Here is a 22,877-nt window from a genome sequence, read left to right as displayed (position 1 = left end):
AAGAGCGGACTGATAGGGGAAACTTCATTGGCTACTTCACCATCTCGTCCACCTCTTGCGCCCTTGGTCTCGACAGAAGGAGAGAAGCACGCCGAATTCAAACGTCGACGTGACGATTACTCCTATTTCAAGGTTCCCGCAGGAGGTGAGACACCGTACCTCAACCAAGGCTGGGAGGTGGAGAAGGTTCTCAAGCGACAAGTCCGACTCAAGAAGCGGAAGCCACTTGATCGACAATTTGAGGACCTTGTTTGGCGCTTATTCTATCGCATGGGATACGATGATCTAAATAGGGGGCACGACTTTACTATCCAATATCGTGGCTCTGATGGCTCTCTTCACGAAAAACAAATCGATATCTTCTGCAAAGATGGTGAGACAGTCGTCATTGGCGAATGCAAATGTTGCGACGAATACAAGCCCCGCTCCTTGAGCAAAGATTTGGCAGAAACGATCGGCCTAAAGAAGGCCTTCGCCAACGCGATACGTGCGCATTATGGGCGCGAATTCAAACCAAAGATTCTTTGGTTCTATTTCACGGACAAAGTGCTTTGGAGCAAACCCGACAGGAGCAAAGCGGACTCCGAGAACATTCACGTTATGACAGAGCGAGAACTGGACTACTTCTCCCAGCTTGCTGAGCATTTAGGGCGAGCCACGAAATATCAGTTTCTAGCCGAATATTTGGGAGGACAGAAAATTCCCGAGATGCGGGATTCCAAGGTACCTGCAATCAGAGGAAAGCTCGGAGGCAAAGTGTTCTACTCTTTTGTTTCGACGGCAGAACAGCTCCTCAAGATCTGCTTCGTGAATCATAGAACCTTAGCTGACCCCCTTGCGCTCCCAACCTACCAACGAATGGTAAAGCGTGCACGCCTCCGTTCGATTGGCGATTACCTGAAGTCTGGAGGATTCTTCCCCACCAATATCCTGATAAACTTCGATGAACGACGACCATTTGACCGCAAGGGCGGTGACGCCAACAACGATGTACAATTTGGTGACCTACACCTTCCTGAAAGATATAAATCAGCCTGGATCGTCGACGGACAGCATAGGCTGTATGGATATTCGGTGATCGATCCGAAGTTCTCCAAGCAGAACATCGCCGTGATCGCATTTGAAGGGCTCAAGCGGGAAGAAGAAGCAAATCTCTTTGTTACAATCAATCATGAGCAAAAGAGCGTTCCGCGGACCTTGCTGGATGAACTAGACGCCGATTTAAAATGGGGCTCTACGAATCCAACAGAGCGATTGGCTGCGATGGCCGCGAGGATCGTTCAGACTCTCACGGAGGAGGTTGGAGGCCCGCTTTTCCGCAGAGTTATTGCTCAGGGCATCCAGGGTGACGACGTAATGTGCCTGACCATGCCCGAGCTCAAAGGAGGAATCGTTCGATCCCATCTCATCGGCAGTCTCGCGCAAAAGCGCAAGCTCCTCGTAGACGGACCACTGACAGGGGATAGCGATCTTGCGACGGTAAAGCGTGCTTCAGCGACGATCAGCTCCTTCTTGCAAAATATTCGATCTGCCAATCCGAGTCGTTGGGACCTCGGCCGAGAGGGTGATCTAAGCACCAATGTTGGACTAAGAGCACTACTCTTGGTCTTCAACTCGCTGATTGTACATGCCGAGTCCAAAAAGAAGAATTTTGACGCTCGCAACGCCGAGCCTAGCGAAATCGTAGATAACATTCTCCCCTTCGCGAGACCCTTAGGTGAGTATCTCCGGGACGAGCCCGATAGCTCGTTCAGGGAACGATTTGGACGGACCAAGTATGGCTCTGGTGGACCGCCCACCTACTTCTACGAACTTTCCGAAATCATTCACGAGGCCGACCCCACATTTTGTCCGGACGGCTTGCTTGAACACATCGCGTCCAAGGACAACGAAAGAATTGAGGCTGCGACGAAGACAATCTCTTTCATCGAGAACCGCGTATCCGACATAATCTTTGACCACTTCAAGAAGTTGCATGGCGACAAGTACTGGAATCAGATCGGCACGCCGCAAATGCGAGTGAAGGCATACGAGCGTCAACAATCTGACGAACCGGAAAAACAGCTAGAAATTGAAGCTTATCTCGATTTCATCGACAAAAAGAAAATCATTGAAAAACAAGAGAACTGGGAGGTGTTCAAGAAGTACTTCAATATCCCCCTTCCGGGAGAAAAAGGACAAGCAAAGAATTTGCGCTGGATGGATAGGCTAAATGAGTTGCGGCGTGTCGTAGCTCACTCTCACAAGCGCGCGTTTAAGAGCGACGATCTTGATTTTCTTGAGTGGATAAAGGCCGAATTTGAAAAGCGGCTACTCGAAGCTGTCTAAATTGCGCAGAAATGGGCTGACGCCTAGCTACCACCACGAGCTCCTTATTTCCTAAGGATGAAGTATCAAATGTCGCGCTCAGCAATTGAGACCCTAGAAGAATTCATTGAAGGAAGAGCGGCCCCTTACCTTGAAGCTCTCGCTGAAGTCGTTGTCGTCGTTTTCTTTGGCATTCTTCCTTTTATAGTCGCGGTCATTCGATATAACGTGGTCAATAACGTCTCTGACGTTTTTGAGTATACGACCACATTCAACGACTCTTTTTCAGGCGGCCAACTTTATTTGTACGCGTTCTCTCTATTCGGAACGCTGATGTGGCTTTCGTTCTTCAACTGGACCATTCCTTTCTACAAATCCCGCATTCTCATTGCAGCGATAGTAATAGTTGTCGGACTTCTTATCGTGGCGATGGGAGGCATCGATCCGACATTCTCCACGATAAAAAACAAGTCCGTCGTCAAGCTAAGCCACTACTGCTATGCAATCTGCATCATTCTTTACTTGCTTCTCCTTTTGATATCGAAAGCGGAGCCTCCTTCAGTAAATGAGACAACGGAGTCTGAAGCAAGGAGCTTGATGGCTAGAGCCCGCAAAGAGATCGGAAATGACTGATCGCTTTCTCTCATTTCCGGTCACGAGAGTAACCCAGCCCGTAGGGACCTTTTTTGCTGGCTCCGTGGATGCGTATGCACTGCTCGAAATTTGCAAGTTCGACTTTCGCCGAATTGCAGATGCCGGGGGTTACAAGGAATTTCTAGGCTTTCAACGAAAGCTGGATCTAAAACGAGTTCGCTCAATCGAGCGCTACATTCAAACTTTGGATGCAGTATTTCCAACAGCAATAGTTCTTTCCGTTGATGAAAAGTGTGCGAGCATTGATACCGATGCAGCAGGCCATAGCACGCTCAAGCTTCAGGGGTACCAGGACAGCGAAACGGTCGACTTCCGAATTGAATACGAGGACATCGCCAGCATTATAGACGGGCAGCATCGGATGAAAGCATTCGAGAACATCAAGGGTCTAGAGTTTCAGGTTAATGTTGCCGTGTTCGTGGGAGCTGATGACGCAACGAAGGCCGACATCTTTTCGACCGTGAACCTTGCGCAAACGAAAGTGAACAAGAGCTTGGTCTACGACTTGTTCTCTTTGCAGAAGGCCCGCAGTTCCGAGAAAACCTGTCATGAGATCGTGGTAGCCCTTGACGAAATGAAAGAGAGCCCGTTCTTCGAAAAAATAAAGCGATTGGGATCAGCTACCGATGGCCGATTTGGAGAAACTCTCTCCCAGGCAACCGTGGTGAAGGGCTTACTCCCGTATATTACGGATGATGCACTTGCGGATCGAGATATCGGCAAGCGTTTTGGCTTTTGGGATCCGTCAGGCCCAGAAGAAGTAAAAAGGAGGATTTTTCGTCCATTCTTTGAACGACAGCAAGACGAGAAGATACTCGCAAATGTCCTGAATTACTTTTCCGCCATTCGCGACAGATGGCCGAACGCTTGGAAAAACACCGGCTCGGGGAACATCATCAATCGAACCAACGGGTTCAACGGGTTTATGCGCTTTCTTCGACCGGTCTATCTTTACTTCACCAATGAACCGACAGTGGTTAGCAAGCAGCAATTTGCATCTATCTTTCAGAAGATCAAACTTGCTGAGCATGACTTTAACCCTGAGAACTTTCTTCCCGGCACAAGCGGCTCGACAAAACTGTATCGGGTATTGATGGAGCAAAGCCACCTCGATTCATGACATTTTTGTCGCACCGAAATTCGGCTCGAAAGAGCGATTCTCTTTCGCCACTTACCTCCATCCTCGCCTTCCAGCGCCAGCACCGCCTCGCCGTCGTCAGCACGGTCAACGCCGGCGCGCCGCAGGCGGCGATGGTCGGCTATGCCGTGATGCGCTCGACATCGTCTTCGACACGCTCTCGACCTCGCGCAAATATCAGAACCTGATCGCCGATCCGCGCGTCGCAGCCAGGGCCGCCGCGCATTGAGGAGACGACGTTCTGAGGAAACAGTCCGCTCCGGGTTCGAACGTGTTGACGCCCTCGGCCGACTAAGGGACGATGCCGCCGCCACGGCGGCTGCGTGTCCCGTGATTGATCGAACGTCCTGCTCCATGCCGAACCCCACCCTCATTGCCATCGCGCTGGCTCTCGGCGGCGCGCTCGCCGCCTCCCCCGCCCTCGCCCAGGACGCCTCCGACGGCACCCTGCTCGCCACCTTCTGCGACGCCGCCAACATCAAGGGCGAAACCTGCGCGCATGCGAAAGGTTATCCCGGCGCGGGAAAGCGCGGCTGCGACGTCAAGCTTCTGGGGGATCGCCACAGCGGGCGGTTCGCAGGCTCGGGCAATCCGCTGCTCGTCGTCAACTATGAGAGCGCCTGCGAGTCGCGGGCCACCGACGACGGCGGAGCCGTCGTGTTCGAGCAGGTTGCGGGCAAATACAGCTTCGTCGGCTTCCAGCCGGGCTCGCGGATCAATGACTGCCTCACCGTGCCGCGCAACGAGCGCGAGGACTCGCTGATCTGCCTGATGGGCCATATGGGCCAGGGCTATCTCGAAGGCGGCGTGGCGCAGATGTCGTTCGCGCGGGACTATGGCAAGGGCATCAGCATCAAGCCGAACATCCTGCTGCGGGCCGTTGATTCCACCGGCGCCGCCGGCGCCAATGTCGTGACCTGCAGGAAGAAGCCGCCGCACTATTTCGAGCTGTCGAAACTCGCCGCCGGGCCGCGCAAGGAAACCGTGGCGTTCGACGCCAGCTATGCCGATGCCGACACCGTCAAGACCGCCTGCGGCAAGGGCTTCCCCAAGCCGAAGGAGACCTTCGGCACGCTCGCCAAGGGCGACGCCTACGTGCCCGAGGGCAACGAGAAGAAAGCGAAATTCATCATCGATCTCAGGACCCGCAAGGTTGCCCCGCAAGGCTGATCCGCCACGCACGCCATCGATCGAAGCTCAGCTTTGAGATGACACCCAGAGAGATCCTCCCCTTCCTCAGTGCCCACCGCCTCGCGGTCGTCAGCACCGTGCATGCTGGCGCGCCGCAATCGGCGGTGGTCGGCTATGCCGTGACCGATGCGCTCGACATCATCTTCGATACGCTCTCGACCTCGCGCAAATACAAGAACCTCGCCGCCGATCCGCGCGTCGCGCTGGTGATCGGCTGGGACAACGAGCAGACCGTGCAGATCGAGGGTCTCGCCGACGTGCCGACGGGCCCTGATCTCGACGCCTGCAAGCAGGCCTATTTCGCGGCCTGGCCCGACGGCCCCGAGCGCGCGCAATGGCCTGACATCGCCTATGTGCGGATACAGCCGCGCTGGCTGCGCTTCAGTGATTTTTCCTGCGCGCCACCGCGCATCGAGGAAATGGCGCTTGCGTAAAGCGCGAGTAACGATGAGGCGTGGATGGCCGGGTCAAGCCCGGCCATGACGGAGCGAGGCAGATGGCCCGGCCGAAATCGCGGCGATGAGCGGATTGCTTCGTCGCGCTGTAACTCGCAATGACGCGGAGAGCGTTACCGCCTCACAGCTTGCCCTGCCCGTTCGCCTGGCTCTGCTGCGGCTGCTGTTGCTGCCTTTGCTGCTCGTGGGCGCGATGGCGGCCATAAACGCAGCCGGCGGCGGCGCCCAGCATGCCGTGATGGCCGGCATAATGGCCGGCGACGCCGCCGACCACGGCGCCCTTGATGCAGCCCTTGGCGTCGGCGGACGAGGTCGAGGCCAACGCAAGCGTTGCGACGGCGAGAATGGCGAGTGCGGTTTTCATGATGCAGATCTCCGAACCGGATTCGCATCGATAACATCCGGCGACGGGCTACAGTTCCCCTCACCCTCCGCGGCACGGTCATCGCCCGGCTTGACCGGGCGATCCAGTATTCAGAGGCGTACAGAATGCAATCGAAAAGCCGCGGCGTACTGGATACCCCGCTTTCGCGGGGTATGATGGAAGGGGCGCCTCTGCTCCTATTTCGGCTTCTTTCCGCCCCCGCCCACATCATCGAGGAAGGCGCGGACTTCGCGGTTGAGGAAATCGACGTCAGCGGGAAAGAAGCCGCCGGCCGAGGCGTGGCCCGTCACCGTGCCCGGCGAGATCGTCAGCATCTTCACGTTGGGGATATTGTTTGCCGTCGCGACCGGCTCGATCTCCGGGTTGAGCAGGTCCTTCGTGCCGGTGAGAATCAGCGTCTTCGCCCTGATCGAGGCCAGCGCCTTGGCGGTATCGCCGCCAAAGCCCCGTGGCGCGGGCGTCCGGCCGGCTGGTCAGAGCCAACTACAGCCACTAATTGCAAAACGCCGACTACACGCAACATGACGCGCCCGTTGCGGCGCAAATTGATCGTTATGCAATTCCGTTCACAATGCGATCGGCCCGACTCGTGCCCAATGGCGGAGAAGAAACGAAATGGCGGAAGCCCTCAACCGGCAACGCATCCTGAATTTCCTCGACACCTTCTATTCCGGCGATATCGAAGGTGCCCTGAACTGGTGCAACGAAGACGTGACCTTCATCGCCAACGCGCCGGTCGACGTGCTGCCCCACATGGGCAGCCACAAGGGCAAGGCCGCGCTGCGCGCGATGTGGCAGACGATCGGCACGCGCTATTCGGAGATGCGCCACGAGATCACGCACCTGGTCGCCGAGGGCGACAAGGTCGCGGCCCTGATCCGCCTGTTCTTCCGCAAGCGCAAGAACGACCGCATCGTGCAGTTCGACCTCGCCGCCTTCTACACGCTCCACGACGGAAAGATCAGCGAGATCCGCGAGGTGCTGGACTCTTTCGAGCTGGTGCAGCAGCTCCTGGAGCGCGACGTCGCGGCGGCGCTCGCGATCAAGCCGGGCGAGATCTGACGCTTTCGAGGGCTGACGCATGAAGCGTCATGCCCGCTGTTTGGACGCAAGCCTTGTTTTGAACCGGACGGCGGTGTGCGGCGACCCACTACCTGCCACTTTCCGGACAACGACAGGCGTTGCACTCCATGAAGATCGCGTTGCTCGTCGTGCTGGGCCTTGTTCTGGGCGCACTGGGCGGCGCCGCGCTCGGGATCGGGGCCGGGCTTGCCTGGGTCGAAATCTTCAAAACCTCGAGTTTTGAAGGCTATAGCGGCATGCTGGTGTTCTTCACCTTCATGCCGGTGGGAGCCGTCATCGGCGGCCTCGGCGGCGCCATCCTGTTCGGCCTGCTTGCGTTCCGCGACAGCGCCATCGCCATCGAACGCGAGCCGATCCGCCGCCGCGAGCCCTGAACGTCACGCAAAACGCGAAAACGCGCGCATTTGTGCAATGCAGAAATGCGCATTGATTTCCGGCGAACATCCTCTATTTCGACGCTCAAATGATGAGTGCAGCAACCGCGCCGGGCGCCTTTCGGGCCCGTGACGGCTGATTGCTGCTTTAGCAAGCCATTTCTGGAAAGAGACAAATGACAGAGCATAGCCTCTGGCGTTTTTCGCGCGCGTTGCATCGCGCGATCAACGAACGCCAGCATGAGGACCTTGCCGCCCTGCTCGACGACGACGTCGAGTGGGCGATCTACGGTCCGATCGACATGTTTCCCTTTCTCGGCGCGCGCCATGGCAAGTCCGCGGTGCTCGAGGTGATCAGGCAGATCGCCGACAACATCCGCGTCCACCGCTTCGACCGCGAGACCATCATGCTCGGCGTCGACTCGGCGGCCTCGATGCTGCGCTACTCGCTGACCCTGCTCGATTCCAACAAGCCGATCTCGCTGCGGGTCGCGCATTTCGCGCAGTTCAAGGCCGGCAAGCTCGCGAGCATCCGCGTGCTGGTCGACACCTTCGACCTCGTCGAGCAGGCGCTCGGCCGGCACATCCACCTGCCGCGGATCTCCACGGTCGCCTGATCCTGGTCACGAGGCGATCCGGCTTCCAGCCCCGCCGGATCACCTCGCCAGCGGGCGGCGCGGGGGACCGTCTGGGCGCGATACTCGCGCCCGGCGGCGCCGGCCCGTTGGCTCCTTGCGATGACGCGGGCGTGAATCGCCGCGTCATCGCCTTGCCGCTATAAATGCCCCGCGAATCTGGCTGTGGGGAAATCGTGACATTGCCGAAAGCTTCGGGCTGCCGCGCGCTGCTGCTGGTGGCGAGCCTGATTGTGGCCTCCGGCCTGCCGGCGCTGGCGCAGTCGGCGGAAGAGGAAGACGGCGCCGAGGCGCCGGCCGCGGAGGCCGAGGCCAGCCCAAGCCAGGATGTCGACATGAGCGGCATCGATGTCGACAAGCTCGACTGGAGCCAGCTCAATGTCGATGCTTCCACGCTCGCTTATTCCGGGCCGAAAGGCGGCGCCCCGCGACGCGCCGACGGCGGTGATGCGACCTGGTCCGCCAAGGACCGGGTCGGCGGCACCGCGGTCTCGGTCAAGCAATCGATCTCGCCATTCTGGGACACGCGGATCGGCGCCGACATGACCGTGGTCCGCGCGCCCGCCACCATGTCCGAGCTGCTCGCCGAAAAGACCGCCAATGGCGGCAACCTGCCGCAATCCGCCGGCTCCGCCTGGGCCGCGGTCACCGCGCCCGGCGCCGGGCCGCTGTGGGACAAGACCGCGGTGGAAGCACGACTCGATCCATCGCAGGAGCAGAGCAGGTTCGGCACCTCCTTGAGCAAGTCGCTGCCGCTCGACGAGCAGTATTCGCTGACCCTGCAGAACGGCTACAATCTGATCCAGCAGGGCCTGGTGCCGCTGCCGGGCATCGCGCCGCATCCGTCGCGGAACTACCAGACCGACCAGTCCGCCAGGCTGAGCATCGGCAATACCGGCACCAGCATCATCGCCGGCCAGGCGCTGTCGTCGGCCGACGACCGGTGGCTGCGCCGAATCGGCGCCGAGCAGCAGCTGTTCGACGGCGTCAGCGTGTCCGGCACGATCGGCGAAACGCCGCAGGGCGCGACCAGCAAGAGCCTCACGGCCGGTTTCAAGCGGACCTGGTGATCCCACTCCTGTCTGGGGAATGATCCAGCAATGCCGCATATTGGCCGCGATGCGGTCAAAATCGGCAGTCTCTCATAGCACTCGCCTACCTTCGTCGTGCGGGGGACTTCCGCGCTCGGTTCACACGCGAACAGGGGATTAGCAGATGAACGCGATCAATCGTTCAGAACAACTTGACGAAACTGAAGTCGACGACAATCTCGCCGCGGTCTCGGAGGTCGAAGACGGCATCCGGGATTTCGTGCGCAATGACATCGCATATCTGCGCCGGCCGGCAGTGGTTGCCAGTTCCGAGGCGCTCGACTCCAACCACGAAGCGACAGTAAACAGCGTGAATTCATTGATCCAGCGTGTTGCCGGTACCTCGCTTGCCGAAATCGAGAAGCTGATCGGCGAACTCGAGAGCCTGCGCGACCTGCTGCATGCGGAAGGCCAGCGCGTCCAGCGCGAGATTTCCGGCTATGCCCAGCTCAGCCAGGCTGCAATGAAATCGACCCGCATGATCGCCGACAACGTTTCGCAGTGGAAACGCGCGGCCGACGGGCTGCGCCACAGCTAGATCCGCATCTCGACTGATTCGAGAGCCGCCGCCTTCCCGCGCCGGGAAGCGCGGCGGTTCTCGCTTGAGACCGATCGTGCGCGGTAAAAAAGCCGTCAATCCGCTTGAACTTTGCGCCGCGGCGGCGCGACCAAACCGCGATGACTTCATATCGCGATGTCATCGCGTGGTTTTTGATGGGGCATGATCTTATCGGAAAGAGCCGACAACCGGCTTTTCCGCATCATGCCCCGAGATCGGGCGGCCAACCCGCGCGATGCTCTGGGGATACAATTCATGGAAAGCATTCGACCCGACAACACCGACCCGATCCCGCTGCGCGCCAGCTCGCCGCACCGGGTGGGCATCCTCATGATCCGGTTTGTCGGGCTGCTGCTCCTGGCGGTCGTCGCGCTCGCGCTGCTGTACAGCCGCTGAGTGCGCCTCAGGCCGCAGGCACCAATCAGTTCGTATGGTTAGCGAAGCCTGACTTATCGGGGCTCGAGCGAGGCGACTTCCAGCGAATAGGAGCCGTCGGCATAGCCCTTGACCACCATCGCGGTCGTCGACATCACCGCGAGCGTCACGGTTGCGAAGATAAAGCCCACCAATTTGAGGCCGCGGCGGTCCGCCATGATCCATCCCCGTCAGAATTCTTCTTCCCTGTGTCGATATGACAGGGACAGGTTCAAAATGCGTTAGCGCAAGAAGCGTTCCGCGGATCGTCAGCCGTCGCGGCGCGCGAACCGTTCGCTAACCATGTTCGCGGGCGATGGACGCGCAAGGCATACGCGAGGGGCGCGAACGCCTCACGCCTTGTTCAGCCGCGGCACGAAGGCGGTGGCGAGCAGCGAGAACGCCAGCTCGCCGCGCTGGTTGGTGCCGGTGTTGCGGGCCTGGATGATGCCCCATTCGGGGCGAGAATCCGATGTGCGCTTGGATTCGATTTCGCTCGCGAAGCTGATGGTGTCGCCCGCGAGCACGGGCTTGAGCCAGCGCAGGTCGCGAAAGCCCGGCGACGGGCCCCACACGGCGACCTTTTCGCCGCGCGCCGCAGCCTCCGCGGCCTGCCGCTGCGCATCCGCGACCAAAAGCTTCATGCAGACCGAGCCGACGTGCCAGCCGGAAGCGGCAAGCCCGCCGAACAGCGACTTGCGGCCTTCTTCCTCGTCGAGGTGAAAGCGCTGCGGGTCGAATTGGGCCGCGAATTTCTTGATCGCCGCAGCGGTGAAGGTGTAGGAGCCGAGCTCGCGCCGCTGCCCGACTTCCATTTGCTCAAAGAAGCGCACCTGTACCCGCTTTCCGAAGTTCGTTCTCCCTCGCAGCACCCACTTGCACGAACTTCGGAAAGCAAAGGGTACCAGAATCCGTATTGTTCCAGTGCCGCTTTCGATTTGGAGTTCCTGATCGAGTTTGCCGCTGCAGGAATTCCAAATCGGCGGCACTAGGAGCTGCCATCCCGTCGCCCGATCATCAGCGGCGAGACCATCTCGCACAGCGCCTCGCCGGCCGCGTTGCGCGCCACCGCCTTGATGGTGACGATGCCCCTCTCGGGGCGGCTGCTCGACACCCGCGCCTCCAGCACATCGACTTCGAGCATCACGTCGTCGCCCGGGCGCAGCGGCGCGAGCCAGCGCAGCTCGCTGACCCCCGGCGAGCCGAGCGAGGCGGCGCGGCCGATGAAGCCGTCGAACATCATCCGCATCATCAGCGAGGCCAGATGCCAGCCGGAGCCTGCGAGCCCCCGCAGCATCGAATGCCGGGCGGCCTCCTCGTCGAGATGCATCGGCTGCGGATCGAATTCGGCGGCAAAGGCGAGGATCTCCTCGCGCGAGACGTGACGCGGTCCAAAGGTGCCGAGGCGGCCGGGCGGGAAATCTTCGTAAGTCAGCGTCATGGGATGAGGATAGGGGGTAAGGAAGCCCGATTGTGGCCGCACTTTGCAGCAATCTCAACCCGCGCGGTCCGCATGCCTCATGCTACCATTGGCCGTTCGACTCGCCCCGGGGGAAAAGATGTTTGAATTTCAGGACCTGTTTCAGTGGGACCGCTTTATCACGCCCACCATCATCAAGACGTTCTACTGGCTGGTCATCGCGCTGATCTGCCTGTTCGGGCTGTCGGGCATCTTCTCCGGGCTGGCGGCGATGGCGATCAGCCCGTTCGGCGGTTTCCTGGTGCTGCTGTCCTCGATCGCGAGCGTCGTGGTCGGCATCGTGTTCTCGCGCATCGTCGCCGAATTCATCCTGATCGTATTCCGTATCAACGAGCATCTCGGCGCGATCCGCGACCAGGGCGGCGTGCGGTAGCCACTGCAACCGTCATGGCCGGGCTGCCCCGGCCATGACGAAGCAAGCCGCGATCCCTAGGTATTGAACCTGAAATGCATCACGTCGCCATCGGCGACGACATAGTCCTTGCCTTCGAGGCGCAGCTTGCCGGCATCGCGGGCGCCGGCCTCGCCGCCGAGCGTGACGTAATCGTCATAGGCAATGGTCTCGGCGCGGATGAAACCCTTCTCGAAGTCGGTGTGGATGACGCCGGCGGCGGCCGGCGCCCTGGTGCCGCGATGGATGGTCCAGGCGCGCGCCTCCTTGGGTCCCACCGTGAAATAGGTGATGAGGTCGAGGAGCTGGTAGCCGGCGCGGATCAGCCGGTCGAGGCCGGCCTCGGCAAGCCCCAGCGTCTCCAGAAACTCGGCGCGCTCCTCGCGCGACAGGGTCGCGATCTCGGATTCGATCTTGGCGGAGATCACGACCGCGACGGCGCCCTCTTCCCTGGCACGCTCGAACACCGCTTTCGAGAAATTGTTGCCGTCCTTGGCGGAGGCCTCCTCGACATTGCAGACATAGAGCACGGGTTTCGAGGTCAGAAGGCCGAGCATGGCAAAGGCGCGCTCTTCCTCCGGCTTGCGCTCCAGCAGCCGCGCCGGCTTGCCGTCGCGCAACAGCACCAGCGAGCGGTTGACGAGATCGAGCTGCTCCTTGGCGTCCTTGTCGTTGCCCTTGGCCTTCTTGGCGAGGTTGTCGACGCGCTTTTCCAGGCTGTCGAGGTCGGCGAGCATCAGCTCGGTCTCGATGGTCTCGATGTCGGCTACCGGCGCGATCTTGCCCTCGACATGGGTGATGTCGCTGTCCTCGAAGCAGCGCACGACATGGGCGATGGCGTCAACCTCGCGGATATTGGCGAGGAACTGGTTGCCGAGGCCCTCGCCCTTGGAGGCGCCGCGCACCAGACCTGCGATATCGACGAAGGTGAGCCGGGTCGGGATGATCTGCGCCGACTTGGCGATCGCCGCGAGCTTCTCCAGCCGCGGGTCGGGCACCGCGACCTCGCCGACATTGGGCTCGATGGTGCAGAACGGGTAGTTCGCAGCCTGGGCCGCCGCCGTCTCCGTCAGCGCGTTGAACAGCGTCGACTTGCCGACATTGGGCAGGCCGACGATACCGCATTTGAATCCCATCGTGTCTTGTCCGATCCTTCGCGCGATGACGCTGCGAGTCAGTGGATTACCTCGTCATGCCCGGGCTTGACCCGGGCATCCATCCCTTTGAAGAGCTGGATCGCCGGATCAAGTCCGGCGATGGCGAGCAGAATTATTCGCTGCCGTCGTTGTCCGTCTCGAAAAATCCCTTGGCCTGCATCGCCAGATGCACCTTGTTCTGGAACGTCGAGTCGCGCCCTGTTGCGAGCTGACCGGCGCTGTCGGCGACCGCCTCGCAGAGCGCGGTGACCCACGGCCCGTCGTCCTTTGCGAAGTCGGCGAGCACGTAGGCGTGCACCAGCTCCTTGACGCCGGGGTGACCGATCCCGAGCCGCACCCGGCGGTAATCGTTGCCGATATGCGAGGAGATCGAGCGCAGGCCGTTGTGCCCGGCGATGCCGCCGCCGACCTTGACCCGAACCTTGGCGGGCGGCAGCTCGAGCTCGTCCTGGAACACGGTAACCTCAGAGGCGGCGAGCTTGAAGAAGTTCGCGGCCTCCTGCACGGCCCGACCGGAGTCGTTCATGTACGTCGTGGGCTTGAGCAGGATCACTTTCTCATGCTCGAGCACGCCTTCGGCGGCCTCGCCCTGAAAGCGGCGGCGCCATGGTGAAAAACCATGACGCCGCGCGATCTCGTCCACGGCCATGAAGCCGATATTGTGCCGGTTGCGCGCATATTTCGCGCCGGGATTGCCGAGGCCAACAAAGAGCAGCATGACGCGGCATCCCGCGGGCTAACGGTGACGTTGAGAAGCGTCTTACTTCTTCTTGTCGCCACCAGCGGGCGCCTTCGCGCCGGCTGCCGGAGCCGCAGCGCCAGCTGCCGGAGCACCGGCTGCGGGGGCGCCCGCGGCCGGAGCCGCAGCACCCGCTGCAGGGGCGGCCGCACCGGGCGCAGCCGCAGCGCCGGCTGCGCCTGCCGCAGCGGCCGCAGCCGCCTTCTGCTCTTCGGCGTAGCCCGACGGCGGCACGATGGTCACCAGCGTGATGTCCTCGCGCGCCAGCGGCTTCACGCCCGCCGGCAGCGTGATGTCGGACAGATGCAGCGAATAGCTGATCTCGAGCCCCGAGACATCGGCTTCGATATATTGCGGGATGTTGTCGACCGAGCATTCCAGCTCGATGGTGTGGGTGACGATGTTGACGGTACCGCCGCGCTTCACGCCAGGCGAAGCTTCCGCCTTCTGCACATGCAGCGGCACGCTGACGCGGATGGTCGCGCCTTCGCCGAGCCGCATGAAATCGACATGAACAGGGAAATCCTTCACCGGGTCGAGGTGGAAGTCGCGCGGAATCACGCGGTGCTTCTTGCCCTCGAGCTCGATGTCGAACAGGGTGGTCAGGAACCGGCCGGCGAGGATGCGCTGGCGCAGTTCGCGATCATCGACCGAGATCGGCAGCGGGGGCTGGTTGTTGCCATAGATCACTCCGGGCACTCTCCCGGCGCGACGCTCTGCCCGTGCGGCCCCCTTGCCGACTGACGGACGCGCGGTCGCCTTCAATTCCCTGACGGTCGCCATTGTCTTAAGTCCTTGTTTTTAAAAGCTAAAGGCCGCGATCCGCGGCCCATCTCGCTAACGCCGCAGCAAGCCTCCAGGGGTGCGGGGGCCGCGGACGTGGCGGGCTTTTAGCCGCAAAGCGCGGAAATGACAAGGAAAGACCGGGATTTTTCTGCCCCCGGGAGGTACGCGTGGCGCGGCCGCGCTAGGCCTTCGCGGCCGGCCGCCTCGCGGATTTTTGGGCGGCCTTTGCGACGACCCGCGCCGGCTTGTCCGAGGCTCCGGCCTTCTGCGGATGGATCGTCTCGCCCTTCGCCAGCATCGCGACGAATTTCGCGATCCGCGCAGCGCGGGTCTCGGGCTTTTTGGCCGTGTGGGTGCGATGCAGAATGGCGTAGCGGTTGGCGCGGCTCAGCGTCTGAAAGAACGCGCCGGCCTTGCGGTTCTTCGCCAGCGCGGCGGCAAGGTCATCCGGCACCTCGGCCACGCTTTGTGGCGCATAGGCGGCATCCCATCGCCCGTCCTTCCTGGCGCGCTCGATCTCGCGCAGGCCGGACGCGCGCAGGCGCCCGAGCTTTTCCAGCTCAAGCGCGCGGGCGCGGTTCTTCGCCGACCAGATGCTGGCCGGCCTGCGCGGCGTGAAGCGGATCAGCCAGTAATCCTCGTCGAAACCATCAAGCTGCCCGTCGATCCAGCCGTGGCACAGCGCCGTGTCGATCGCTTCAGCGCGCGACACGCTGGCGATGCCAGCTGACTTTTTGCCGAGCTTGAGCCAAAGCCCGCTGGAATCCGCCGCATGCGCCGTCAGCCAGGCGTCCCACGCGGCCTGCGAGGCGAACGCCTTGACCGGCAAATCTCGCGTGGCACTGCCACCGGCGCGCGAGCGCTTGTCAGCCATCCGACTTCAGCTGCCGGCGTTCGGAGCGCTGGCCGAGATTCCAAGCTTGCCTTCGAGCACGGCGATCCGCGCCTTCAGCGTCTCATTCTCCTCGCGCGCCAGCCGCGCCATCTCCTTGACGGCCTCGAACTCCTCACGCTTGACGATGTCGAGATCGCGCAGGATGCGTTCGGCCTGGTTGCGCAGCACCGTGTCGACCTCGCGCTTGACGCCCTGCGCGGCGCCGGCGGCGTCGTTCATCAGGCGGCCGATCTCGTCGAAAAACCGGTTGCTGGTCTGAGTCATGGCAAAAATCTCTCCGGTGCGACTGATAAAGCGGGTTGCCAAAGGATGGCAATTGCGCGGACAGGGTTCAAGCCCCGCCGGCATGGCGCGACCACGGTAAGTTGCCTTGTCATGCTGCGGTTTCCTTGCAATCGTATGAACGCGCGAAGCAAAAAAACCCGGCAACGACAAAGCGGCCCGCCATGATTGACCAGCAGATCGAGATTCCGACCAGGGACGGCCACATCACCACTTTCATCACCCACCCCGAACGCGGGGGACCGTTCCCCGTCATCCTGTTCTACATGGATGCGCCGGCGATCCGCGAGGAGCTGCGCGACATGGCGCGCCGGCTGGCCACGTCAGGCTATTACGTGATGCTGCCGAATCTCTACTACCGCGCCGGCGTCATGGAGCTCGGTCCGATCAATCCCGATCCGGAGAGCCCGGAGCGCAAGCGGATGTTCGAGCTGATGCACTCCATCAGCATCCCGCTCGTGATGGAGGATACCAAGGCGCTGCTCGCCTACGCGGAGGGACAAAAGGCCGCCAACACCAGAATCGTCGGTGCCGTCGGTTACTGCATGAGCGGACGCTACGCCGTCAACGCCGCCACGCATTTTCCCGATCGGGTCAGGGCGGCCGCCTCGATCTACGGCACGCATCTCGCCACCGACCAGTCCGACAGCCCGCATCTCGCCGCCGGCAGGACCAAGGCCGAGCTCTATTTTGCCTGCGCCGAGACCGACATCTACGCACCGCCCGAGATCATCGAGCAGGTCAGGGCCGGCATGAAGGGATCGAACAACGAGGTCGAGATCTATCCGGGCACCCATCACGGCTTTGCCTTCCCGAAGCGGCCGGTCTATGACCGCGACGCCGCCGAGCGGCACTGGGAGCGGCTGCTTTCGCTCTATCGCCGCAATCTCTCGGCATAGCGAAAGGCCCGATGCTTCCTCTCCTGATCGCCTTTCCCACCTTCGATCCGATCGCGATCGCGATCGGGCCGCTTGCGATCCGCTGGTACGCGCTCGCCTATATCGGCGGCATCGTGCTCGGCTGGATCTATGCGCGCTCGCTGCTCAAGAACGAGAAGCTGTGGGGCGGGCCGGCTCCGATTTCGCTCGTGCAATTGGATGACTTCATCCTCTGGGTGACGATCGGCATCATCGTCGGCGGCCGCACCGGCTATGTGCTGTTCTATAATCTCGACTTCTTCATCAAGCATCCGGCCGAGATCTTCGAGCTGTGGAAGGGTGGCATGTCGTTCCATGGCGGCTTCCTCGGCTGCGTCGCCGCCGTGATCCTGTTCTGCCGCGTCAACAAGCTGCCGATCCTCTCGCTCGGCGACATCACCACCGCGGTCGGCCCGATTGGATTGTTCCTGGGCAGGCTCGCCAATTTCATCAACGGCGAATTGTGGGGACGGCCGGCCGACCCAAGCCTGCCCTGGGCGATGATCTTCCCCAGCGGCGGGCCGCTGCCGCGCCATCCGAGCCAGCTTTATGAAGCGGGCCTCGAAGGCATCCTGCTGTTCACGGTGCTCGCCGTGATGATCCGCTTCGGCGCACTGAAGCGGCCGGGGCTGATCCTCGGCAGCTTCATCGCGATCTATGGCCTGACGCGCATCCTCGGCGAGCATTTTCGCGAGCCCGATCCGCAGCTCGGCTTCCTATGGGGCGGTTTGACCATGGGGATGCTGTTGTCGGTGCCGATGGTTATTGTCGGCGTGATCATTATTTTATCGAGCTGGCGCAAGGGCGCGCCGGCTCCAGCAGATCATTCCCTTCAAGGCAAATCGTGACCGAAGCTTCGCCGCTGCAATCCGAGATCAAGAAGCTGATCAAGTCGTCCGGGCCGATGCCGGTATGGCGATACATGGAACTCTGCCTGATGCACCCGCAGCACGGCTATTACGTGTCGCGCGATCCGCTCGGGCGCGAGGGCGACTTCACCACCGCGCCGGAAGTGAGCCAGATGTTCGGCGAGCTGCTCGGGCTGTGGGCCGCCTCGGTATGGAAGGCGATGGACTCGCCGCCGGTGCTGCGGCTGGTCGAGCTTGGCCCCGGCCACGGCACCATGATGGCGGATGCGCTGCGGGCGCTGCGCGTGCTGCCGCCGCTCTACCAGTCGCTCACCATCCACATGGTCGAGATCAATCCCGTGCTGCGCGAAAGGCAGCGCGCGACGCTGTCGGGCGTGCGCAACATCGCCTGGCACGAATCGATCGACGATTTGCCGGAGGGCCCGAGCGTCATCCTCGCCAATGAATATTTCGACGTGCTGCCGATCCACCAGGTGGTGCGGCGGGAAACCGGCTGGCACGAGCGGGTGATCGAGCTTGATGAGAACGGCGCGCTGAAGTTCTCCGCTGCCGCGGACCCGATCCCGCGCTTCGACGTGCTGCTGCCGCCGCTGGTGCGCGCCGCCCCGGCCGGCGCCGTGTTCGAATGGCGCCCCGACGCCGAGATGATGAAGATCGCCACGCGCGTGCGCGAGCAGGACGGCGCCGCGCTGGTCATCGATTACGGCCATCTGCGCAGCGATGCCGGCGACACCTTTCAGGCGATCGCCCGCCACAGCTTCACCGACCCGTTGAAGGCGCCGGGCCAGGCCGACGTCACCGCGCATGTCGACTTCCAGGCGCTGTCGCGCGCCGCGGAGGATCTCGGCGCGCGGGTGCACGGTCCGGTGACGCAAGGCGACTTCCTGAAGCGGATCGGGATCGAGACCCGTGCCGCGACGCTGATGGCCAAGGCGACACCCGAGGTCTCCGAGGACATCGCGGTGGCGCTGAAACGGCTGACCGATACCGGCCGCGGCGGCATGGGCTCGATGTTCAAGGTGATGGCGGTATCCGAACCGCGCCTGACCATGCTTGCCGGCTTCAATGAGGAGAAGCCGGCCGAGGACGGAGGGGATCTGCCCGGATGATGCTGAACTCGCCGCTGCTTGCCGCGATCCCGGGCCTGCGTCACGGCTTCTTCACCCGCGACGGCGGGGTGTCCGAGGGCGTCTACGCCACGCTCAACGGCGGCCTCGGCTCCAACGACGAGACCGCCAGGGTCGTGGAAAACCGCCGGCGCATGGCGGGGCGCATGGGCGTTGCACCCGAGCGCCTGCTCGGCGTGCATCAGGTCCACTCGCCCGACGCGGTGATCGCAACCGGCCCGTGGGACGGCGCGGCGCGGCCGAAGGCCGACGCCATCGTCACCCGCGAGAGCGGGCTTGCGATCGGTGTTACCGCGGCCGATTGCGGGCCCATATTGTTCGTCGATCCGAATGCGCGCGTGATCGGTGCCGCCCATGCCGGCTGGAAAGGTGCGCTGACCGGCGTCATCGAATCCACCATCGCGGCGATGGAAAAGCTCGGCGCCGATCGCAGCGGCACCGTCGTCGCGATCGGTCCGCTGATCCGCCAGACGAGCTATGAGGTCGGCGGCGAGTTCGTCGAACGCTTCATCGCCGCCGACGCCGGCAACGCGAGCTTCTTCATCCCCGGCGAGCGCGAAGGCCACGCGATGTTCGACCTTGCCGGCTTCATCCGGATGCGGCTGGAGAATGCCGGGGTGCTTGTCATCGACGACATCGGTATCGACACCTATGCCGACGAGCGCTTCTTCAGCTATCGCCGCTCGGTTCACCGCAAGGAGCCGGACTACGGCCGGCATGTCCACGCCATCGCCTGGGAAGCGTAGGTTCAGCGGACCGCGGTCGCGCGCGCGGGCCGCTTGACTCTCCAGTTGGTGGAGGCCGCACAACCTCTCCATGAAGCAACGAACCTACAGCATCGGCGAAGCGTCGCGGCTTTCCGGCATCTCGGTCAGGCGGCTGCGTTTCTACGCCGACGCCGGCCTGCTGCCGCCGGCCGGCCGGACGGAGAGCGGCTATCGCGTCTTCACCGACAGCGAACTGGTGCGCCTCGACCTGATCCGCTGCCTGCGCGAGGCCGGCCTCGGGCTCGATGCGATCCGCGACGTCCTTGCACGGGAACTCTCCCTCAAGGAGGCATTGCGGCTTCGTCTCGAAGCGCTCGAGACCGACATCGCGGCGCAGCGGCGCGTCGCAGCGGTGCTGCGGGCGGTGCTTCGTTCACGACAACCCAGCGAAGCCGACTTGCGGAGATATTGGACCATGACCACGCTGTCCCGCGCCGAACGGCGCAACATTGTCGAACGGTTCTTCGAGAAGGTGTCCGACGGCACCAAGGTCGACCCCAAATGGGTGCGCCAGATGATCGAGGCAAGCGTGCCCGAACTGCCCGACGAGCCGACGCCGGAGCAATGCGACGCCTGGATCGAGCTTGCGGAGATCCTCAACGATCCCGGCTTTGTCGCAAACATGCGCGCCAATACGCACGACACCTGGGATCGCGACGCCTTCGATCCCGAGGCCTGCCAGGCAGCGAGCGACGCGATGGTGGCGCGCGCGAAGGAGGCGATCGATCGCGGCCTTACCCCGACATCGGAGACCGGCCATGTGCTCGCCCGGGAATGGCTGGAAACCTCGGCCCGATTGATGGGCCGCAAGCCCGACCTCGAATTCAGGAACTGGCTGCGGACCAAATATGCCCAGCACGACCCGCGCGCCGCCCGCTATTGGGAGCTGGTCGCGATCATGAAAGGCCAGTCGCCACAATCGAGCCCTAATCGCGAATGGACCTGGATCGTCGATGCGATGAGGCATCATCTCGCTGATTGAGCAGCGGATTCGTCGCCACTGTCCTCAAACGGCACATTAACCGGAACGGTCGACCTGCCCGCGAGCCCATGACAGTGCCCTAGACGTTAATGCATTTTAACGATATCGCAGAACCCAATGAGGGACGCGTCAATCATTGGGACCCGGTTCGGCCGGAAGGCGGCGCGCGCGTGCTTTGCCGCGGCTGTCCTGCTGTCGGCCTGCGCGCTCGGCGGCTGCGCCGGCAGCGGCGCGGCCAACAACTCGTTCGCGATGGCCGGCGGCGATGGTCCGACCATCGCCTTCGAATCCATCGACGGTCCGCCGCAGCAGGTGTTCGACCGCATGGTCAGCGTGCTCGACAGCGAGAGCAAGCTGCGCAGCCTCGCCATCGTCTCCCGCGAGAGCGCGCCCGCCTATCGCATCCGCAGCTATCTCTCGGCGCAGGTCGTGCGCGGCAAGACCATGATCGCCTGGGTATGGGACGTCTACGACCGCGACCAGCAGCGCGCGCTGCGGCTTTCGGGTGAGGAACCCGGCGGCAAGGCCGGCCGCGACCCGTGGTCGGCGGCCGACGATCTCGTGCTGCGCAAGATCGCGCAGGCGGGCCTCAGCGGGCTCTCCGGAATGATCAATGGAACACCGGATGCTGCGCCATCCGCCCCGGCGCCGAATCTGCGTGGGGCGGCGGTCGCCAGCGCCGCGCCGGCCGACGCGACGACGTCCGCCACGGCCGCGCTGGGCTTCGCCAGCCAATAAGTCGCCAAATACCTGTCCAGACTCAGGTTTTTTACGCAGGAAAAAGCGGCGTGACGGGTTGCCGCGTCCGGACCGGCCTGATATTTCCTCGCTCGTTAGGTAGCCGGTTCCAGGGAAAACCCGATATGCTGAACGTCGTCTCCAGCAAGACACGGGGGGAGGCCTCGATGTCGGCCAAGAACGGCGCCATCAAGCTGGTCGCCGGTAATTCCAACCCCGCGCTGGCGCAGGCGATCGCCGATGGGCTCGGCCTGCCGCTGACGAAAGCGGTGGTGCGGCGCTTCGCCGACATGGAAATCTTCGTCGAAATCCAGGAGAACGTCCGCGGCTCCGACGTGTTCATCCTGCAGTCGACGTCCTACCCGGCCAACGACCATCTGATGGAGCTGCTGATCATCACGGACGCGCTGCGCCGCGCCTCGGCGCGCCGCATCACGGCAGTGGTGCCTTATTTCGGCTATGCGCGGCAGGACCGCAAATCGGGTTCCCGCACCCCGATTTCGGCCAAGCTGGTCGCCAACCTGATCACCCATGCCGGCGCCGACCGCGTCATGACGCTCGACCTGCATGCCGGTCAGATCCAGGGCTTCTTCGACATCCCGACCGACAATCTCTACGCCTCGCCGGTGATGGTGCGCGACATCCGCGAGAAGTTCGACCTCTCCAACGTCATGGTGGTGTCGCCCGACGTCGGCGGCGTGGTGCGCGCCCGCGGCCTTGCCAAGCGCATCAACACCCCGCTCGCCATCATCGACAAGCGCCGCGAGCGGCCCGGCGAGTCCGAGGTCATGAACGTGATCGGCGAGGTCTCGGGCCATACCTGCATCCTGGTCGACGATATCGTCGATTCCGGCGGCACGCTGGTGAATGCAGCCGACGCGCTGCTCGCCAACGGCGCCAAGGAGGTCTACGCCTACATCACCCATGGCGTGCTTTCGGGCGGCGCCGCGGCGCGCATCACGGCTTCCAAGCTCAAGGAGCTCGTGATCACCGACTCGATCCAGCCGACCGAGGCCGTGATCAAATCGCCGAACATCCGCACGCTCTCGATCGCGACGCTGATTGCGGATGCAATCGGCCGCACCGCCGCCGAAGAGTCGGTCTCCAGCCTGTTCGATTGAGGCGGGCCCAGCGGCTGTTACGCCGCGGCCGTGACCTTCAAATTGATCAGACCGGCCAGCTCGAGTTCGACCGGGTCTCGCTCGCCCGTCGCGGCACAGGCCAGGATGTTCCGCGCGATCTCCGTACGATGACGAGCCGTCCGCAGGCTCGCCGGCAACGCTCGCACCGCCTCATCCAGAACCTGCCCCAGAAGCGACAGCTCTTCGGGCTCGTAGACGGCACTTTGACCTGCCAACATAGACGTCGCTCCCCCTTACTATCATCGCGCTGTCGTTTAAGATTTTGTTGAGCCGTTTGTTGTTGTCGGGGCGGAAAAAAGACCGCCGCGCGTCGCCCGTT

At 62.4% G+C, this 22,877-nt stretch carries 30 protein-coding genes; 19 read left to right on the top strand and 11 right to left on the bottom strand.

The window, feature by feature from the left end; translation table 11 throughout:
- Positions 1 to 27: 27 nt before the first annotated feature.
- The 5 genes from QOU61_RS07690 to QOU61_RS07670 all read left to right on the top strand — a co-directional run bounded on the left by QOU61_RS07690 (position 28) and on the right by QOU61_RS07670 (position 5,724).
- A complete protein-coding gene (locus QOU61_RS07690) occupies positions 28 to 2,328 on the top strand; it encodes a DGQHR domain-containing protein (RefSeq protein ID WP_289657512.1) in 2,301 nt (766 codons plus the stop codon).
- Between the two features lie 69 nt (positions 2,329 to 2,397).
- Positions 2,398 to 2,940: a hypothetical protein gene (locus QOU61_RS07685; protein ID WP_289657511.1), complete on the top strand. Its 543-nt coding sequence runs from the start codon at positions 2,398 to 2,400 to the stop codon at positions 2,938 to 2,940.
- Positions 2,933 to 4,081, top strand: a complete 1,149-nt coding sequence (locus tag QOU61_RS07680) for a DGQHR domain-containing protein (protein WP_289657510.1) — start codon at positions 2,933 to 2,935, stop codon at positions 4,079 to 4,081. The genes QOU61_RS07685 and QOU61_RS07680 overlap by 8 nt, the downstream gene beginning before the upstream one ends.
- Positions 4,082 to 4,453: 372 nt before the next feature.
- Positions 4,454 to 5,269: a hypothetical protein gene (locus tag QOU61_RS07675; RefSeq protein WP_289657509.1), complete on the top strand. Its 816-nt coding sequence runs from the start codon at positions 4,454 to 4,456 to the stop codon at positions 5,267 to 5,269.
- 38 nt (positions 5,270 to 5,307) lie between these two features.
- A complete protein-coding gene (locus tag QOU61_RS07670; protein WP_289657508.1) occupies positions 5,308 to 5,724 on the top strand; it encodes a pyridoxamine 5'-phosphate oxidase family protein in 417 nt (138 codons plus the stop codon).
- 142 nt (positions 5,725 to 5,866) lie between these two features.
- On the opposite strand, the gene QOU61_RS07665 is transcribed toward QOU61_RS07670, so the two are convergent.
- Complete coding sequence (locus QOU61_RS07665; protein ID WP_289657507.1) at positions 5,867 to 6,109, bottom strand: hypothetical protein; 243 nt, start codon at positions 6,107 to 6,109, stop codon at positions 5,867 to 5,869.
- A 197-nt stretch (positions 6,110 to 6,306) separates the two neighbouring features.
- The gene (locus QOU61_RS07660; protein ID WP_289657506.1) at positions 6,307 to 6,444 is read right to left on the bottom strand and encodes a hypothetical protein; all 138 of its coding nucleotides are present in this window, start codon (positions 6,442 to 6,444) and stop codon (positions 6,307 to 6,309) included.
- A gap of 301 nt (positions 6,445 to 6,745) precedes the next feature.
- On the opposite strand from QOU61_RS07660, the gene QOU61_RS07655 reads away from it, so the two are divergent.
- The 6 genes from QOU61_RS07655 to QOU61_RS07630 all read left to right on the top strand — a co-directional run bounded on the left by QOU61_RS07655 (position 6,746) and on the right by QOU61_RS07630 (position 10,268).
- On the top strand, positions 6,746 to 7,192 hold the full coding sequence (locus QOU61_RS07655) for a nuclear transport factor 2 family protein (protein ID WP_289657505.1): 447 nt from the start codon (positions 6,746 to 6,748) through the stop codon (positions 7,190 to 7,192).
- Between the two features lie 128 nt (positions 7,193 to 7,320).
- Complete coding sequence (locus QOU61_RS07650) at positions 7,321 to 7,587, top strand: hypothetical protein (RefSeq protein ID WP_289657504.1); 267 nt, start codon at positions 7,321 to 7,323, stop codon at positions 7,585 to 7,587.
- A gap of 176 nt (positions 7,588 to 7,763) precedes the next feature.
- Entirely contained in the window at positions 7,764 to 8,204 is a 441-nt protein-coding gene (locus tag QOU61_RS07645; RefSeq protein WP_289657503.1) for a nuclear transport factor 2 family protein, read from the top strand.
- A 200-nt stretch (positions 8,205 to 8,404) separates the two neighbouring features.
- Positions 8,405 to 9,292, top strand: coding sequence for a hypothetical protein (locus QOU61_RS07640; protein WP_502876898.1), 888 nt, complete (start codon positions 8,405 to 8,407; stop codon positions 9,290 to 9,292).
- Between the two features lie 145 nt (positions 9,293 to 9,437).
- Positions 9,438 to 9,851, top strand: coding sequence for a hypothetical protein (locus tag QOU61_RS07635; protein ID WP_289657502.1), 414 nt, complete (start codon positions 9,438 to 9,440; stop codon positions 9,849 to 9,851).
- A gap of 276 nt (positions 9,852 to 10,127) precedes the next feature.
- Positions 10,128 to 10,268 (top strand): hypothetical protein, encoded by a 141-nt coding sequence (locus QOU61_RS07630; protein WP_289657501.1) that lies wholly within the window; start codon positions 10,128 to 10,130, stop codon positions 10,266 to 10,268.
- Between the two features lie 53 nt (positions 10,269 to 10,321).
- Here QOU61_RS07630 and QOU61_RS07625 read toward each other — a convergent pair whose 3' ends face one another.
- From QOU61_RS07625 to QOU61_RS07615, 3 genes are all read right to left on the bottom strand, one after another.
- Entirely contained in the window at positions 10,322 to 10,465 is a 144-nt protein-coding gene (locus tag QOU61_RS07625; RefSeq protein ID WP_289657500.1) for a hypothetical protein, read from the bottom strand.
- Between the two features lie 174 nt (positions 10,466 to 10,639).
- Positions 10,640 to 11,119 carry a MaoC family dehydratase gene (locus tag QOU61_RS07620; RefSeq protein ID WP_289657499.1) on the bottom strand — a complete coding sequence of 160 codons (480 nt, stop codon included), beginning with the start codon at positions 11,117 to 11,119 and terminating at the stop codon, positions 10,640 to 10,642.
- Positions 11,120 to 11,274: 155 nt separating this feature from the next.
- Positions 11,275 to 11,727, bottom strand: a complete 453-nt coding sequence (locus QOU61_RS07615; protein WP_289661352.1) for a MaoC family dehydratase — start codon at positions 11,725 to 11,727, stop codon at positions 11,275 to 11,277.
- A gap of 118 nt (positions 11,728 to 11,845) precedes the next feature.
- Between QOU61_RS07615 and QOU61_RS07610 the strand changes: the two genes are divergently transcribed.
- Entirely contained in the window at positions 11,846 to 12,139 is a 294-nt protein-coding gene (locus QOU61_RS07610; RefSeq protein ID WP_289657498.1) for a DUF4282 domain-containing protein, read from the top strand.
- 56 nt (positions 12,140 to 12,195) lie between these two features.
- Here QOU61_RS07610 and ychF read toward each other — a convergent pair whose 3' ends face one another.
- From ychF to QOU61_RS07585, 5 genes are all read right to left on the bottom strand, one after another.
- On the bottom strand, positions 12,196 to 13,293 hold the full coding sequence (gene ychF / locus QOU61_RS07605) for a redox-regulated ATPase YchF (protein ID WP_289657497.1): 1,098 nt from the start codon (positions 13,291 to 13,293) through the stop codon (positions 12,196 to 12,198).
- A gap of 133 nt (positions 13,294 to 13,426) precedes the next feature.
- The gene (pth, locus tag QOU61_RS07600) at positions 13,427 to 14,032 is read right to left on the bottom strand and encodes an aminoacyl-tRNA hydrolase (RefSeq protein ID WP_289657496.1); all 606 of its coding nucleotides are present in this window, start codon (positions 14,030 to 14,032) and stop codon (positions 13,427 to 13,429) included.
- 42 nt (positions 14,033 to 14,074) lie between these two features.
- On the bottom strand, positions 14,075 to 14,836 hold the full coding sequence (locus QOU61_RS07595) for a 50S ribosomal protein L25/general stress protein Ctc (RefSeq protein ID WP_289657495.1): 762 nt from the start codon (positions 14,834 to 14,836) through the stop codon (positions 14,075 to 14,077).
- A 184-nt stretch (positions 14,837 to 15,020) separates the two neighbouring features.
- A complete protein-coding gene (locus tag QOU61_RS07590) occupies positions 15,021 to 15,713 on the bottom strand; it encodes a YdeI/OmpD-associated family protein (RefSeq protein WP_289657494.1) in 693 nt (230 codons plus the stop codon).
- A gap of 6 nt (positions 15,714 to 15,719) precedes the next feature.
- Positions 15,720 to 15,998, bottom strand: coding sequence for an accessory factor UbiK family protein (locus tag QOU61_RS07585; RefSeq protein ID WP_289657493.1), 279 nt, complete (start codon positions 15,996 to 15,998; stop codon positions 15,720 to 15,722).
- A 182-nt stretch (positions 15,999 to 16,180) separates the two neighbouring features.
- Between QOU61_RS07585 and QOU61_RS07580 the strand changes: the two genes are divergently transcribed.
- The 7 genes from QOU61_RS07580 (at position 16,181) to QOU61_RS07550 (ending at position 22,537) form a co-directional block, all read left to right on the top strand.
- Complete coding sequence (locus QOU61_RS07580; protein ID WP_289657492.1) at positions 16,181 to 16,915, top strand: dienelactone hydrolase family protein; 735 nt, start codon at positions 16,181 to 16,183, stop codon at positions 16,913 to 16,915.
- Between the two features lie 11 nt (positions 16,916 to 16,926).
- The gene (lgt, locus tag QOU61_RS07575) at positions 16,927 to 17,781 is read left to right on the top strand and encodes a prolipoprotein diacylglyceryl transferase (protein WP_289657491.1); all 855 of its coding nucleotides are present in this window, start codon (positions 16,927 to 16,929) and stop codon (positions 17,779 to 17,781) included.
- Entirely contained in the window at positions 17,778 to 18,911 is a 1,134-nt protein-coding gene (locus tag QOU61_RS07570) for a class I SAM-dependent methyltransferase (protein ID WP_289657490.1), read from the top strand. The genes lgt and QOU61_RS07570 overlap by 4 nt, the downstream gene beginning before the upstream one ends.
- On the top strand, positions 18,908 to 19,675 hold the full coding sequence (pgeF, locus tag QOU61_RS07565) for a peptidoglycan editing factor PgeF (RefSeq protein ID WP_289657489.1): 768 nt from the start codon (positions 18,908 to 18,910) through the stop codon (positions 19,673 to 19,675). The genes QOU61_RS07570 and pgeF overlap by 4 nt, the downstream gene beginning before the upstream one ends.
- A gap of 70 nt (positions 19,676 to 19,745) precedes the next feature.
- Positions 19,746 to 20,678 carry a MerR family transcriptional regulator gene (locus QOU61_RS07560; RefSeq protein ID WP_289657488.1) on the top strand — a complete coding sequence of 311 codons (933 nt, stop codon included), beginning with the start codon at positions 19,746 to 19,748 and terminating at the stop codon, positions 20,676 to 20,678.
- 117 nt (positions 20,679 to 20,795) lie between these two features.
- Positions 20,796 to 21,416, top strand: a complete 621-nt coding sequence (locus QOU61_RS07555) for a hypothetical protein (RefSeq protein WP_289657487.1) — start codon at positions 20,796 to 20,798, stop codon at positions 21,414 to 21,416.
- Between the two features lie 167 nt (positions 21,417 to 21,583).
- A complete protein-coding gene (locus QOU61_RS07550; RefSeq protein ID WP_289661349.1) occupies positions 21,584 to 22,537 on the top strand; it encodes a ribose-phosphate pyrophosphokinase in 954 nt (317 codons plus the stop codon).
- A 17-nt stretch (positions 22,538 to 22,554) separates the two neighbouring features.
- Here QOU61_RS07550 and QOU61_RS07545 read toward each other — a convergent pair whose 3' ends face one another.
- Positions 22,555 to 22,776: a hypothetical protein gene (locus tag QOU61_RS07545; protein WP_289657486.1), complete on the bottom strand. Its 222-nt coding sequence runs from the start codon at positions 22,774 to 22,776 to the stop codon at positions 22,555 to 22,557.
- Positions 22,777 to 22,877 lie beyond the last annotated feature (101 nt).

The sequence above is a fragment of the Bradyrhizobium sp. NP1 genome (genome assembly GCF_030378205.1).
In the GTDB taxonomy this organism is placed as follows: Bacteria; Pseudomonadota; Alphaproteobacteria; order Rhizobiales; family Xanthobacteraceae; genus Bradyrhizobium.
The sequence above is the reverse complement of the archived record's forward strand: the minus strand, read 5'-3'. Positions and strand labels throughout refer to the sequence as shown.